This is a genomic window from Millionella massiliensis (genome assembly GCF_900104655.1).
In the GTDB taxonomy this organism is placed as follows: Bacteria; Bacteroidota; Bacteroidia; order Bacteroidales; family Rikenellaceae; genus Rikenella; species Rikenella massiliensis.
The window spans coordinates 666,847-681,802 of record NZ_FNWD01000002.1; the positions used below are offsets into that span (position 1 = coordinate 666,847).

Genomic DNA, 14,956 nt, shown 5'->3' on the forward strand with positions numbered 1-14,956 from the left:
TGTTTATTTTGATGTTTCGTTGATAATCATCTCAAAAGCCTGCCCCATGGTGAGACCGGCGGCACGCCACTGCTGCGGCACGATGCTGGCGGCACTCATGCCCGGCGTAGTATTCACTTCGATGAAGTAGGGATCGCCCGTGGTGCGGTCGATGATGAAATCTACCCGGACCACCCCCCGGCACCCCAGCACGTGATAGGCCGTGGAGGTAGCACGGTTCAGACGTCCGACAATTTCGGCAGGCAGTTCAGCCGGCGTCACTTCGCGACAAGCACCTTCATATTTGGCTTCGTAGTCGAAAAATTCCTTTTCCGAGATCAGTTCCGTCACCGGCAACACCCACTCTTTCCCGCCGGCCACCATAATACCGCAGCTGACTTCGCGACCGTCCACAAACTGCTCGAGCATCACCGCGTCGCTCTCCTCGAAAGCGGCTTCGATAGCCGGAGCAATCTGTTCGGGCGATTTGATCTTGGTCACCCCAAAGCTGCTTCCGCTGGCGTTAGGTTTGATAAAGAAGGGCAGTCCCAGTTCGGCGATAATGGTTTCGGCAGCGGGAACAGCCTCGCCCCGGCGCAGCATGATCTCTTTGGCCAGGTGGATTCCGGGTTGCCCGCGAAGCGCCATTTTGCAGAGCGATTTATTGAAAGTCAGGGCCGAAACCTCGGCGCTGCAAGTGGAGTAGGGTACACGCATCAGATCCAGATACCCTTGCAGGATTCCGTTTTCACCCGGCGTACCGTGTATTTCGATCAGCGCATATTCGAAACGGACATGTCGTCCTTCGGGGGTCGTAAAGCTGAAATCATTCAGATCGACCGGCAACACGGCACCGGCCGCATCGGCTCCCGTGGGGTTCACACGCCACGTCGTTCCGTGCAGCACCACCAGATAGGGTTCGAAACGTTCGCGGTCGAGACACTCCCACACCTGGGCTCCACTCTTATATGAAATCACATCTTCGGAGGAGTCTCCTCCGGCAATGACGGCAATGATTTTCTTTCCAGACATCGATACAGACGCTATTAAAACGGGCAAATCGCGGCACCACTTCATGCAGCTGACTTGCATCATACAAATTTATAGATTTTTTATTATATCTTTATCGAATAAATGACCAAAATCGGCAACGAAGATGAAAACAGCTGTCACAGAACTATTTAACATAGAGCACCCGATCATCTCGGGAGGCATGGTCTGGTGCAGCGGCTGGCGACTAGCCGCCGCCGTATCCTCCTGCGGCGGTCTGGGGCTGATCGGAGCAGGCTCCATGCACCCCGAAACGCTCGCCGACCACATCGCCAAGGCCCGCGCCGCACTGGCCGGAAGCGGGAAACCGTTCGGCGTAAACGTTCCCCTGTTCTATCCTGAAATCGAGGCCATCATCGACCTGCTCATCGCCGAGCAGGTTCCGATCGTCTTCACCTCAGGCGGAAACCCGTCCCTCTACACCGCGCGCCTCAAGGATCACGGCATCCGGGTGGCCCACGTGGTCGCCTCAGCCCGATTCGCCCGAAAGGCCGCTGCAGCCGGTGTGGATGCCATCGTGGCCGAAGGGTTCGAAGCCGGTGGCCACAACGGTCGCGAAGAGATCACCACCCTGGCGCTGATCCCGCAGGTTCGCGAAGTCACCGATCTGCCGTTGCTGGCAGCCGGAGGCATCGCCACCGGACGCGGTATGCTGGCTGCGCTGAGCCTCGGTGCCGACGGCGTGCAGCTCGGCACCCGGTTTGCCCTCTCGCAGGAGTCCTCGGCCCACGAAGCGTTCAAAGAGCGTTGTGTCGGCCTCGGCGAAGGGGACACCATGCTCTGTCTCAAGAAGCTGGGCCCCGTGCGACTGGTTAAAAACGAGTTTTACCAGCGTGTGGCAGAGGCTGAAGCTCGTGGTGCTTCGGCCGAAGAACTACGTGAACTGCTGGGCGCAAAACGCTCCAAACGCGGCATTTTCGAAGGCGACCTGATCGAAGGCGAGCTGGAGATCGGACAGGCCGCATCGCTGATCCACCGGATCGAACCCGTCGCCCAAATCATGCAAACCCTGCTGGATGAGTTCCGGACAGCCGTAAACGAAGTGAAACAATGGGAAATCTGAGACGAGAGTCGCTCGAGCTCTACCTGGTGACCGACCGGGCTCTGTCGCTGGGCCGGTCGCTGCGGGAGATTGTCGCCGCAGCCGTGCAGGGCGGCGTTACGATGGTCCAACTGCGCGAAAAGGAGTGCAACACGCGTGAGTTCGTCGAACTGGGCCGCACCCTCCACGACCTGCTCCGACCCGCCAGAATCCCGCTGATTATCAACGACCGGGCCGACATTGCCCAGGTCATCGGCGCCGAAGGGTTGCACATCGGCCAACACGACATGGCCTACGCCGACGCGCGTCGGCTGCTGGGAGCGGAAGCGATCATCGGGCTGTCGATCGAAAACGAACATCAGGCCCGTGAATGTCGGACATACGACGGACTGGACTACATCGGAGCCAGCCCGGTCTTTGCGACACCGACCAAGACCGACACCGCCGAAGCCCTGGGACTGGCCGGCGTGACACGCCTGCGCGAGATCGTCGGACCGATCCTGCCGATGGTAGCGATCGGCGGTCTCAAAACGACCAACATTCCCGACGTGATTCGAGCCGGAGCCGACGGCGTGGCCGTTGTGAGCGCCATCTGTTCCGCCGCATCGCCGGCCGAAGTGACCCGCCAACTGCTGGATTGCGTAAAACAAGCGAAAAGATGAAAATCAACGAAATAGGAGAATTCGGACTGATCGGACGCATTGCCCGCGAGGTTGAACAGCTTGTCCCGACCGGATGGGAAGGCATCGGCGACGATTGCGCGGTGATTCCCTCGGGCGACGACCATTCGCTGCTGGTCACGACCGACCTGCTGGTCGAGAACGTCCATTTCCTGCGCGACCGCATCACGGCCCGCGAACTGGGAGCCAAATCGCTGGCCGTGAACCTGAGCGACGTGGCCGCCATGGGAGGCCGGCCGATCGCCACCTTTCTGAGCATCGGCCTGCCCTCCGACACGGTCGAAGTAGAGTGGTGCGACGCCTTTTTCGACGGTTATCGCTCGTTCGGCGTGCCGCTGTTGGGCGGTGACACCACCTCCTCGCCCGAAGGGATCGTCATTAACATCACGGTGCTGGGAACCGCCGAAAACCGCCATATCAAACGGCGCAACGCAGCCCGCGCGGGCGACATCATCGCCGTGACCGGTCCCCTGGGTGATTCGGCCGGAGGCCTTCAATGCCTGCTGCACCCCCTCCCCGCCGATGCCGACACCGAAGCACTGATCCGGCGACACCACGCCCCGCGCCCCCATTTGGCCGAAGGGGAGTGGCTCGGTGCGCGTCCCGACGTGCACGCCATGATGGACGTCTCGGACGGCGTAGCATCGGACCTGCTCCACATTCTGCGGGCCTCGTCGCTCGCGGCCGCCGTCGATGTTCGCCGACTGCCCCTGTCGCCGCTGCTGCTGAAGATGGCCGACCGCTGCGGCTGGGATGCCCACCGGCTGGCCCTCACCGGAGGCGAGGACTACGTCCTGCTGCTAACCGCCGACCGGGAACGGTTCGCCCGGTTGCAACAGGATTTTCAGGCACAGTTCGGCCGTACACTCCACCCGATCGGGGAGTGCATGCCCGGCCAGCCGACCATCCAATACCGGGGAAGCGAGGGGACCTTCACCGGGTTCAACCACTTCTGACCCACCCACCAAACAGAGCTTAACCAATAGAGAGCATACCCATGAAACGAGTACTCACCATAGCCGGTTCGGACAGCGGCGGCGGAGCCGGCATCCAGGCCGATATCAAAACCATATCGGCCATCGGTTGTTATGCCGCAAGCGCCATAACGGCCGTCACGGCCCAAAATACGCTCGGCGTCGTGGCCGTCGAAGCCCTCTCGCCGGAGATCGTCGAACAGCAGATCCGCGCGGTGCTCGACGACATCGGGGCCGATGCCGTAAAGATCGGGATGCTGGCCAATACGGAGATCGTCGAACTGGTCGCCTCGCTAATGCACGAGTACGATCCCCCTTTCATTGTGCTCGACCCGGTGCTCGTGGCCACGTCGGGCGACCGGCTGACCCGCAGCAGCGCCACCGAAGCCATCCTCACCCAACTGATGCCGCTGGCCACCGTCATCACCCCAAACATTCCCGAAGCCGAGCAGCTCACCGGCGTGGCGATCGAATCTCCGCTCTCCTACGATGCCGCCTGGCAGGTGCTCCGCCAACAGGGAGCGCACGCCGTACTGCTCAAAGGCGGCCACCTGGACGGCCGTCAACTGACCGACACGCTCTTCACCGTGAAGGATACCCTGCCGCACACCTACCTGCACGAACGGATCGACACACCAAACACCCACGGAACAGGTTGCACCCTGTCGTCAGCCATTGCCTCATACCTGGCTCTGGGCCATCCGTTAAGCCGCGCCGTGGGCCATGCGACCGACTTCATCCATCAGGCCATCGCCGCCGGCAGCGACCTGCACATCGGCGAAGGGCACGGTCCGGTGGACCATTTTTTCCGATTTCGTGACCGTTAACCCTCCGGCCCGGGACACATCCCGCCGCAAATCCGTATCTTTGCGACAGCAACCATGAAAATCGAGCACCTTTTTTCAAATCGTAACATTATGATTCTCGCGACATTGGTCTTTGTCGCGTGGGTGCTCTTTTTCGACCGCAACAACTACCTCGACTCGATGGAACTCGATCGCAAGATCAAGGCAATCGAAGCCGAAAAGGAGTTTTACAAACAAAAGATTCGGGACGACAGCATCGTGATTGCCGGGATGAAAGACAGCGCTTTTCTGGAGAAATTCGCCCGGGAGAACTTCCGGATGCACCGCGACGGCGAAGAGATCTACCTGATCGACGAGAAATAGACGACAGCAGCGCCCCCTCTTTGGTCCGGCACAAGAAGCACACACCGGGAAAGTCACCCCGGCAAACCGTCAGGTCCGTAAACGCAATTCCGAATAGAAACATCCTCCCATATCCCCATTTCATCCCCATAAAACAGCGCATTTCAAAATAAGGAGGGCCGACGAGCATAAACTCGTCGGCCCTTTTCCTTTCTTCTTCTGAAGAAGATAACCCACCGTACCTACGGCAAAACGATGTCACTGCGACGACTCGCGGGGAACACCTTCAGGTTTTCCACCTTCCCGTCCCGGATTTCGCCTTCGACCACCGTGTTCTGCGGAGCATGCAGTTTGAAACGGCAATTCCACTCCCTGGGCCAGGCCGGAGCCAGATAGATCCGCCCGTCGATCACCTGCATCAACATGTCCTGCAGGCCGACCATCGCCGCACCTCCGTGGTCGATGTCAGGCGTATGACAGAAACCCGGATTCGACCAGAAAGCGGGGAAACGGTTGGCCGGGACACCGGGATGACACCCCTCGGCCGTCGGATGGAGGAACTTACGCACCGCGTAGCTCTTCGCCTCATCCGTCAGACCCAGCCGCGCCGTGTAGATTCCGCCCTGGAACCAACAGATATAGTTCTTCTGAGCGGCAGCCTTGGAATTATAGAGCCAGGTATTCTTCGGAATATCCAGATCGGGACTCTCCAACGTATAATAGTCGAACGGGAAGAGCGAATAGAGCTGCGGAAACTCCATGTTGCCCTGACTCCCTTCCAACTCCCAACTTTCGGCCGGCGGCAGCACCTTGTGACCATTCACCTGTGTCACCGGCACATCGGGCAACCGTTGCTCCAACGCTTCGAAATAGCTGCGCCGATCCTGCGGAAGGTCAGCCTGTTCCAACAACCGACGAACGATCATGTGCAGACCGCACACCACGTCGGTCGGATTTTTGGCCCCGGCATAGAGTTCCAGCGCACTGGCCGGATAGAGCACCAGTTTGCCGTCAACCAACGGACTTCCGTTCCGTTCGAGCGAACGTTTCTGGTAGTAGTTGTCGAAGAAACGGACCGCATTCTCGATAAACGGCAGGTAATCCGCCAGCTTTCCGCCCCCATACTCGACATAGTTGAGCGCCATGTAGGCAAAATCGAGCATCGACGTATAGTGGTACTCGAGGTGGATCAACCCGCTGTGACCGTCTTCGGTACGCGGCCGATCGGGACAGCGGCCGAAGCAGTCGGTCATTTTCGTCGGGTCGCCGTAAACGCCGTTCAGCCCATAAACCATCAGCGCCTCGGGGAAGGCCGCCCCTTCGATGTTCCAGAATTTCCGCGACCGGGCCAGTTGCAGCGGCAGCATCCGGTTATACATATCCAGCGCCGGCCGCATCAGATCGAAGTCGCCGCTTTTGAGCATGGGCCAATAGACCAGGCGTTGGTTTTGTGCCATAAATTCGCAACCGTCCCACATACGTCGTTCGGGCGGTCCGGAGGGCGAATCGACGTTGAAAATACCACCATTGAAGAGCACCGGCAGGGTATTGCGCGACGCACAACCCAGCATGTAACGGAAGAGCTGGTAATTTCGTCCGACCTCCCACGCCTCGCGGGTCGCCCGGTCGGCCCACCAGGTCGTGTCCTTCACCTCCGGTTCGATCACGATATAGCTGCGGTCCCAAAACTCCCGCCACCATGCCTTACGCTCCTTGGCAATCTGCGAGCGGTGTTCGGCGGCATAACGATCCTCCTGACCGACCTCCTCTTTCCAGATCGGCACCGAAGCATCCTGTGCAATCCGGACTGCCACCCGGCCTTCAATCCGCCGCGTGGGGGTTACCGATTCGAGCTTGCAGGACTCGTAATCCGTATTCATGTAGGTCCCGCTGCCTCGACCGGCCGGCTGCATCCCCTCAACGGTCAGGATTCCGCCGTTGATCGACCCCGTCACCGGGTCGGGAATCAACTCGCGGAACGATTCGACTCGCTGATCCCGAATCGCCTGCTGCAACAGATCGTTACACGTGTCGTTGGCATAATAGAAGAAGACCTGGTCGGCCTGAGGCTCCATCCGGAAATGGTTCCAGGTCTCGTAGATCACTTCGGCACGCACGGGTACCTTCGAGTCGGCCTGAAAAAAGACCACCGGCTGTTCGATTCCAGTGCTGAGGGTGAAACGGAACCCGTTGTCACCGGTATAGACAACTTCAGATTCCTCCAGGTTCAACTCCTGCCGGAAAGTATGTTCAAACGGATTCGGATAAAACCGTACACGCACCCGGCCCAGTTTGCCAAGTGTGAAACTGTTGTCCATACGACAGTCCGTACTGCCGATATAGAACAGGATGTCGTTCTGCTCGCACCAGGTATTGAGTTGGAGCGATCCGCCGCCGACCGGCATCGAACCGCCGGCATCACGACTGGGCGAGTTCCATACCACCCGGTACCGATCGACGTAATGGTCGGCACGAGCCGTCCCGCTCCCCACGCAGAGGAGACACGCGCAGGCGGAAAGGATGGCAAATCTGCGAATATGTTTTCTCATGTCTGAAATATTTGTAAAAGTACGAGACGGCAGGCCTCTCCACACAATTGCGAAGGAGAGACCTGCCACATGGACACCCTAATTATTCAATCGTCACGTGAGCACCCGGGGGCAACAACAGGTCGTCGCCATAACGGGTAATCTGTTCACCGGGAGCCGGAATACAAATGTCGGCATATTCGGGCCAACCGCCCATCTGTTCCACCCGGTCGGTAATCTCCTTCACCAGCCGGTCGAGCGGTTCGCGCCCCTCGACATCCTCATACCACGTTCCCTTGGTCTCGCGCTGAATACGCTGTTCGAACTCCTTTTTGAAGTTGACCCGGATATTTCCAGAGATAACATTGCCACGTTCTTCGGGCCGTGCCCCCACGCCGTTCAAAATCGGACCTTCGATCCAGTAAACGTTATCCCGAACGGTCGTGTATTCGACCACATTGTCCAGTGCATAGATCGACGATGCGGGCATCCCGGCCGATTTGAAGGTCACGTTTTTCATCCACTTGTTGCCCACACCTACACTATAAGCATAGATGGCACCACCTTCGTTCAATTTCGTGTGCGGTTCCGAGATGATGTTATATTCAGCCCGGTTGTTACGCGTGTGAAGGTAGGGTTTCGCATTCTCGCGGTCGAAACGGAAGGTGCCTTTGCGGATTCCCTCCTGAATCTCCGGCGAAAAATCCTGCCACCGGATCGCATGCTGACTCCATACGTGAAAGAGTCCGTCATACGTTCCCGGGAAAAAGCATTTTGCCTCGGACATGGTTTCGGGATTGACCCCAACCATCGAGATACCGTTATAGGCCGAACGTTGCAACAGATTGTATGCGATGTAATTATCGCCGCTCTGATAGACCTGCACGGAAGGGGAGTGCCAATAGTTTCCCAAACCATGGTCGTGAATATAGTTGCGCACAATGCGGTTACCGCGGCTGACGTCGAGCGTACCGGGGCCGTATCCTTCCAGGAAGACACCACCGCTGCCTGTCCAACCAATTTCGCACTTTTCAACGATGTTGCGCTGTCCATAATGGTTGATCGTCACCCCGTAACTACCACTGTGCAACAGCCGACAATCGTAAAGCCGACACGCCTCGGTTCCGGTCAGATAGACCATCGCATCGACATTCTCCCACTGACGTGTCAGCCACTCGTCGGGCCACTCGTTTTCGGGCATCCGGTCGGTATAGATGAGGGTGAGCCCTTCGAGCGACACGTTTCGAACGTATTCATTCTGCGCCTCGTTACCCTGCAACCGGACCAGTTCATAGAGTTTCGGGGCAAGCACCTGCGCCGTGGCCAGGTTTTCGTCCTCCCGCGGCCAGTAATAGACCTTGCCGTGCTCCGAATCGACGGCCCATTCGCCCGGACGGTCAATCAGACAGAGAGCGTTCTCGAAACAATAACCCCGTTCATAAGGATCGCGTGAGTCGTTCAGTCCCACCTGTTTACTGTTCCAACGCACCGTACCGGCCTCGGGATCGATATCGGTCACCACACCGTTCCCCATCACGCCGTACTGCGCCATAATGCAGACCATCTCCAGGTCGCCGTTCGAGGGCAAATTGGCCAACTGGGCCTTGTTTTCGAAACGGATCACCTGCCGGTCGGTCGAATCGGTTCCAAACTGGTGATCCTTGGGCCACTGACGCCACGGAGTGTGAACCGCCTTCGACCGTTCGGCCCGACGCCCGTCCACGAACATATAGTGGAACCGCCAACCGGGCTGCACATCGGCCACCCACAATTTACCCTCAGCCTCAGGAGTCATACCGGTCAATTTGCCCGTTACGGGTTTCCACCCCTCGATCCGACGTGCACCGGAGAGCACCGGCGTTTCGTTTTCGCAGGCTTTAAATACAATATACGAATCCTGAGGTTCGAGCACGAAAGGCTGTTCCATCCAGTAGGTTCCTCCGCGGAGCCACACGGTTGCCGAGTCGGCTTTCCCTTTGGCCCGTAATCCACGAATCGCATCGCGGGCACGTTCCAGTGTTTGATAAGGAGATTTTGAAGTCCCGCGTCCCGCATCATTTCCCTGCGGCGAGACAAAAATTTCTACCGGTTTATCCTTGGCCGAAACGACCGCGCAACCGGAAAGAAGGGCAAGCAATAACAGTGTTTTTCTGATTATCGTTACCATAGCAAAAAATACAATTAGGTGGGTTAGTAAACTTTATAAAGTTACAAAAACCAGCCCCAACATCCAAACAGTAAACGATTTGCATAATGAAGTCCCCACATGATTGCCTGGTCGTTAAAGTTGCTTGCTATGGGTTCGAATCGTACCGGGTTCGACTCAGAATTTACATCACTAATTGAATCGCTTCTCACATAAAATCTCGTTCACTTTTCCCATATTCATCAGAACACTTTAGCAGCTGTATTTCACAAACTTTGGTACGACATCTATTCGAGGCAATACCATTCATTCGGGGTGGCCGAAGCCACCGCCCGCCCGGCGTAAGGGCAGTCCTGTACCGTTCGCGATGCTGTATTCAAAAAACTGCGAAGGCGATAAACGAGAAACGAACGATTTGCTCAGTGGCGAATCGTTCGTTTCTCTTTGAGCGGGCTTTGTTTTCAGATAAAATCGTTCTCTGACTGCCCTGCGCGGGCGGCGTCCGCGTGCTCGCGGCGGAGCAATGACTGGGTGGCGCCTCTAATCATTGCAAAAATAAGAAATCAGGTACTGCCTCCAACAGCCGTATTGCACAAACTCTGGCATGGCATCTATTTGAGGTAATACCCCTCTGACGGAGTGGCCGAAGCCACCGCCCGTCCGGCGTGAGGGCAGTTCCGGACTGTTTACGATGCTCTGTGCTCAAAAAGCCCGCGAAACGCAATAAAGAGAGAAACGAACGATTTGCTCAGTGGCGAATCGTTCGTTTCTCTTTGAGCGGGCTTTGTTCTTAGATAAACCGCTCTTCAACTGCCCTGCGCGGGCAGCGGCCGCGTGCTCGCGGCGGAGCAATGACTGGGTGGCAACTCTAATCATTGCAAAAACAAGAAATCGGGTACTACCTCTAACAGCCGTATTCCCGCACAACTTTGATACGATACCTATTCGAGGATATACCACTCTGACGGAGTGCCCGCGGCACCGTGCTCGCGGCGGAGCGATGACTGGGTGGCAACCCTAATCATTGCAAAAACAAGAAACCAGAGTACTCCCTCTAAAAACGGTAGCCGCGCAGAAACTCTTCGGTCTCCATAGCCCGTTTTCCGGCCAACTGCAAACGATCAACATACAGCCAACCGTCGGCACACCCCACACGCAACCAGTGTTTACCATCCGACTCGAAATCGGTGGTTTGGGGCACCTCGCCGGCCGCGTAATTTTCGCAGTGAGCCGTGAGCACCTTCAACGAGGTTCCCCGGAAATCACACCAGGCACCGGGGTAGGGGCTCAGCCCACGAATCTTGTCGTACAATTCCCGAACGGGATACTCCTGCCAACGTTTTCCGTCAGCCACAAGCCGCCCATCCTCCTTGAAAATCTTGGGAGCCGGCTTCAGCTGCGCCGCATCGACCTCGGGCTGAACAATCGGCCGAACACTGCCGGCAGCCAAAGCATCGACCGTCTCGACCACCAACTGCGCTCCGATCTCCATCAGCGCATCGTGGACCGTACCGGCCGTATCACTCGGCGAAATGGGCAGTTCGCGCTGCATCAGAATCGACCCGCAGTCGATTTCGTGGTTCAACAGGAAGGTAGTCACACCCGTCTTGGTTTCGCCGTTGATGACAGCCCAATTAATCGGGGCCGCCCCTCGGTATTGAGGCAGCAGTGACGCATGAAGGTTGAAAGTCCCCATCGGCGGCATGCCCCAGATAATCTCGGGCAGCATACGAAAGGCTACGACGATGGCCAAATCGACCTCCAGCGCCCGGAAAGCCTCAACGAATTCGGGATCCTTGAGTTTCACGGGTTGCAACAGGGGGACATCGGGCAGCACTTCTCGGGCGTAACGTTTAACGGCCGACTCCTGGACTTTCAGCCCGCGACCGGCCGGTTTGTCGGGCACGGTCACCACGCCGACGATGCGGTATCCGCCTTCGACCAGACGTCGCAACGGCTCGACGGCAAAGTCGGGCGTCCCCATATAGACGATCCGCAGTTGTTTTGCGTCCATATCGGTCAGCCTATTTTTTGTTCGTAAAGAGACCCAGCGTATGACCCATGTCTTTCTCCTTGGTTTCGAGATAGTGGGCGTTGTAGGGGTTCGGAGCGATCACGATCGGCACGTTTTCAACGATGCGCATCCCGTATCCTTCGAGTCCGGCGCGTTTCTGGGGGTTATTGGTCATCAGTCGAATGTTCCGCACGCCAAGGTCGTGCAGGATGCTGGCCCCCACGCCGTAGTCGCGTTCGTCGGCCTTGAATCCGAGTTTGAGGTTGGCTTCAACGGTATCGAGCCCTTCGTCCTGCAGCTTGTAGGCACGGATCTTATTGAACAGCCCGATGCCGCGGCCCTCCTGATTGAGGTAGACGATCACACCTTTGCCGGCCTTTTCGACCATCTCCATCGCCTTGTGGAGCTGGGCCCCACAGTCGCAACGGCACGACCCGAGGATGTCGCCCGTAGCGCAGGAGGAGTGCATGCGGACCAGAATCGGCTCGTTCTCGTCCCACTCGCCCTTGACCAGCGCCATGTGTTCCAGCCCGTTGCTTTTCTGACGGTAGACAATGATGTCGAAATTGCCCCACTGGGTCGGCAGCGTGGCACGTGCACCGCGTTCGATGATCGAATCCTGTTTGAGACGGTAGGCGATCAGGTCAGCGATCGAGATGATTTTCAGATCATATTTCTTGGCGATTTCGAGCAACTGGGGCAGACGGGCCATCGTCCCGTCTTCGTTCATGATTTCGATCAACGCACCGCCCGGCTGCATGCCTGCAAGACGCGAGAGGTCGATCACAGCTTCGGTATGGCCGGGGCGACGCAGCACCCCTTTATCTTGTGCCCGCAGCGGGAAGATGTGGCCGGGACGACCGAGATCCTGAGGGCGGGTGGCGGGATCAACCAGCGCACGGATGGTTTTGGCACGATCTTCGGCCGATACGCCGGTCGTACACCCGTGGCCGAGCAGATCGACCGAAACGGTGAAGGGGGTTCCGAGCAACGAGGTGTTGTCACCGACCATCATATCGACTTCGAGTTCCTTGCAGCGCTCGGCCGTGAGCGGGGCACACAGCACGCCGCGTCCGTTATGGACCATGAAGTTGACGATTTCGGGCGTGATCTTTTCGGCCGCACAGACAAAATCGCCTTCGTTTTCGCGGTCTTCGTCATCCACGACGATCAACAGTTTGCCTGCCCGGAAATCCTCCAGAGCTTCTTCTATGGTATTCAGCATTTTAGCCATAACTGTATGAGTAGTTTTTTAATTTTTGCTTTTCTTCAGACGCCCCCGCACCTTGCGGAAGAGGGCCAGAATCGGTTCCAAACGTTTCTTATAGGCATCGGCATTGAAGAGCGCCGAATCGTTGGTCGACTTATAGGTGAGGAAAATGGCGATCGGGAAGAGGATGAAACTCGAGATCCAGATTCCCCAAAAGGCAGGCCATGCGCCATCCTTGACGAACTTCTCGCCTGTGATGCTGATGATGTAGTACACGACAAAGAAGAGCACCGAGACGACAATCGGCATTCCCAGCCCCCCCTTGCGGATGATGGCTCCGAGCGGCGCCCCGATCAGGAAAAAGATCATGATCGAAAAGGGGAGTGATATCTTACGCTGATAGTCGGCCTGCGCACGGTAGAGCAGTTGGGAGGTATAGCTCATGTATTCCGATTCGTAATCGGCATAGCTGCGTGCCTCTTCGGCCCAGGTAGAGGCCTGACCGAATACCGCATTACGCTGCTGGACGCTCATCGTGTCGAGCCGCCCCATCACATACACGGGGTGAAGCTTGGGCAGCGTATCGAGTTCAGTGTAACCGAGATTCCGGAAGATGTTTGACTTGACGAGTTTGGTCCCGAAGTTGGTGACCATCGAGTCCTGTGCATGCCGCAGCGAGTCAATAGTATAGGAGAGCTGGCTCATGTTTTTGGTCTCGCTGCGCGAGGCGAACTCGCTCTGGTCGGAACGCTCAAACGCAAAACCGGAGAGAGGGATCACCAGGTCCTGACGATCGAAAATATGGTGACTCAGCGTGTTTTGCGTAAACCACTGGTAGTTTCGGTTCTCTTCGTAGATCTGACCCTGGAACAGCGTAACGAGCAGATACTTGCGGTCGTCCGAAATGCGGATGTAGCCCGAATCGGCCACAGTCGTCTGCATCTTGCTGTAAGTCTTGTTATTATAGATCAGAATATCGGTCAGTTTGTTGGTCTCGGGATCCTGATGCCCAATGCGGATACTCATGTCGGGAATCCCGTTGAAGAAGATGCCGTCCTGAAACTTCATCTCCTGTTTCTGTTTGGAGATGTCGCTCAGCAGCGAGAACATCTTCTGATAGGAGTACGGCGTGAAGTTATTGATAACAAAGAAACTACCGACACAGACGAAAACCATCAGAATAATCAGCGGTTTCATAATCCGGGGCAGGGAGATACCGGCGGCTTTCAAGGCCAGCAGTTCGTTGTTCTCGCCAAGGTTACCCATGGTCATGATGGAGGCGAGTAGGGTAGCCAGTGGCAATGCCATCGGAATCAGGGTGGCACTGGCATAGAAGACCAGTTCGATGATCACACCGGGCCCGAGTCCTTTTCCGACGAGTTCGTCGATGTGCATCCAGAGGTAGTGCATCAACAGGATGAACATCACGATAAAGAACGTGAGGACCATGGGTCCCACGTAGGCTCTCAGTACAAAACGGTAAACTGTCTTCATTCGGTGTCCGTATCCTTCTTGGCTGCGTCCGGGAGACAAACGGTCCCGTGGGCAGATTTATTTCCCGCCGGGTCCATCGCCGACAGAGAATCAGTTAAGAAGGTACAAATTTATCATTTTTTCGGACAACCGATCGCCCTTTTGAGTTTATCGACCTGCATATCCCACAGCGATCGACATTCGTCACGTTCGTCATCTTCGGCAAAATCGATGACTGTCAGCACAATATCCCCGGTGAGTTCCTGACTGGCGATGCGCATTTCGAGGTAATCACCTTCGTCCCACTGATAACGGACATACGCGTTGGTTTTGCGGTGGACCAGTCGGGCTGCCTGGGTTATTTTTCGCCAGGAGAATTCATACCTGTCGTCAGTCGCAGTAACCTGATCGGCAAACCAGCGTTTCAGTCCCAATGGTGTGGCGATGGCGCGGAACAGAGATCCCGGCGTACAACGGAATGGGTATTCCAAAACAACTTTCGTTTTCATATGGCGAACGATCTTTCCGTATGTGTTCGCAATATAGATATTTCGCCCGTAATTTCCTATCAATCAACACTATTTTTAACATTAACTTAGCATACGTACAGCGCGCCCACCAATCCGTAGCTCCGCATTACTGCGGATGCAGCCAGTCATTGTTTCGTTTCTTCCCGGCCTTTCAGAATCATTCAACCGGGAAATTCGCCGAT

Annotated in this window: 12 protein-coding genes; 5 read left to right on the top strand and 7 right to left on the bottom strand. The window is 56.8% G+C overall.

Annotated features, from left to right (window positions below; all coding sequences use genetic code 11):
- Positions 1–3: 3 nt before the first annotated feature.
- The gene (locus BQ5379_RS02830) at positions 4–1,011 is read right to left on the bottom strand and encodes a D-alanine--D-alanine ligase family protein (protein ID WP_071134037.1); all 1,008 of its coding nucleotides are present in this window, start codon (positions 1,009–1,011) and stop codon (positions 4–6) included.
- A 124-nt stretch (positions 1,012–1,135) separates the two neighbouring features.
- On the opposite strand from BQ5379_RS02830, the gene BQ5379_RS02835 reads away from it, so the two are divergent.
- The 5 genes from BQ5379_RS02835 to BQ5379_RS02855 all read left to right on the top strand — a co-directional run bounded on the left by BQ5379_RS02835 (position 1,136) and on the right by BQ5379_RS02855 (position 4,894).
- Positions 1,136–2,092: an NAD(P)H-dependent flavin oxidoreductase gene (locus tag BQ5379_RS02835; protein ID WP_071134038.1), complete on the top strand. Its 957-nt coding sequence runs from the start codon at positions 1,136–1,138 to the stop codon at positions 2,090–2,092.
- On the top strand, positions 2,080–2,733 hold the full coding sequence (gene thiE, locus BQ5379_RS02840; RefSeq protein WP_235846023.1) for a thiamine phosphate synthase: 654 nt from the start codon (positions 2,080–2,082) through the stop codon (positions 2,731–2,733). Before BQ5379_RS02835 ends, thiE begins: the two co-directional genes overlap by 13 nt.
- Positions 2,730–3,707 (top strand): thiamine-phosphate kinase, encoded by a 978-nt coding sequence (gene thiL / locus BQ5379_RS02845; protein ID WP_071134039.1) that lies wholly within the window; start codon positions 2,730–2,732, stop codon positions 3,705–3,707. Before thiE ends, thiL begins: the two co-directional genes overlap by 4 nt.
- Before the next feature lie 41 nt (positions 3,708–3,748).
- Positions 3,749–4,552 (top strand): bifunctional hydroxymethylpyrimidine kinase/phosphomethylpyrimidine kinase, encoded by an 804-nt coding sequence (gene thiD, locus BQ5379_RS02850; RefSeq protein WP_071134040.1) that lies wholly within the window; start codon positions 3,749–3,751, stop codon positions 4,550–4,552.
- A 90-nt stretch (positions 4,553–4,642) separates the two neighbouring features.
- A complete protein-coding gene (locus tag BQ5379_RS02855; protein ID WP_159431204.1) occupies positions 4,643–4,894 on the top strand; it encodes an FtsB family cell division protein in 252 nt (83 codons plus the stop codon).
- Positions 4,895–5,115: 221 nt separating this feature from the next.
- Here BQ5379_RS02855 and BQ5379_RS02860 read toward each other — a convergent pair whose 3' ends face one another.
- The 6 genes from BQ5379_RS02860 to BQ5379_RS02885 all read right to left on the bottom strand — a co-directional run bounded on the left by BQ5379_RS02860 (position 5,116) and on the right by BQ5379_RS02885 (position 14,753).
- On the bottom strand, positions 5,116–7,422 hold the full coding sequence (locus tag BQ5379_RS02860; RefSeq protein WP_143039375.1) for a DUF5703 domain-containing protein: 2,307 nt from the start codon (positions 7,420–7,422) through the stop codon (positions 5,116–5,118).
- An 82-nt stretch (positions 7,423–7,504) separates the two neighbouring features.
- Positions 7,505–9,538, bottom strand: coding sequence for a right-handed parallel beta-helix repeat-containing protein (locus BQ5379_RS02865; RefSeq protein ID WP_071134043.1), 2,034 nt, complete (start codon positions 9,536–9,538; stop codon positions 7,505–7,507).
- A 1,063-nt stretch (positions 9,539–10,601) separates the two neighbouring features.
- The gene (gene fmt / locus BQ5379_RS02870; RefSeq protein WP_071134044.1) at positions 10,602–11,561 is read right to left on the bottom strand and encodes a methionyl-tRNA formyltransferase; all 960 of its coding nucleotides are present in this window, start codon (positions 11,559–11,561) and stop codon (positions 10,602–10,604) included.
- 10 nt (positions 11,562–11,571) lie between these two features.
- A complete protein-coding gene (locus tag BQ5379_RS02875) occupies positions 11,572–12,795 on the bottom strand; it encodes a bifunctional 3,4-dihydroxy-2-butanone-4-phosphate synthase/GTP cyclohydrolase II (RefSeq protein ID WP_071134045.1) in 1,224 nt (407 codons plus the stop codon).
- Between the two features lie 18 nt (positions 12,796–12,813).
- Positions 12,814–14,265 (bottom strand): LptF/LptG family permease, encoded by a 1,452-nt coding sequence (locus BQ5379_RS02880; RefSeq protein ID WP_071134046.1) that lies wholly within the window; start codon positions 14,263–14,265, stop codon positions 12,814–12,816.
- A gap of 113 nt (positions 14,266–14,378) precedes the next feature.
- Positions 14,379–14,753 carry an START-like domain-containing protein gene (locus tag BQ5379_RS02885; RefSeq protein ID WP_071134047.1) on the bottom strand — a complete coding sequence of 125 codons (375 nt, stop codon included), beginning with the start codon at positions 14,751–14,753 and terminating at the stop codon, positions 14,379–14,381.
- Between the last annotated feature and the right edge of the window lie 203 nt (positions 14,754–14,956).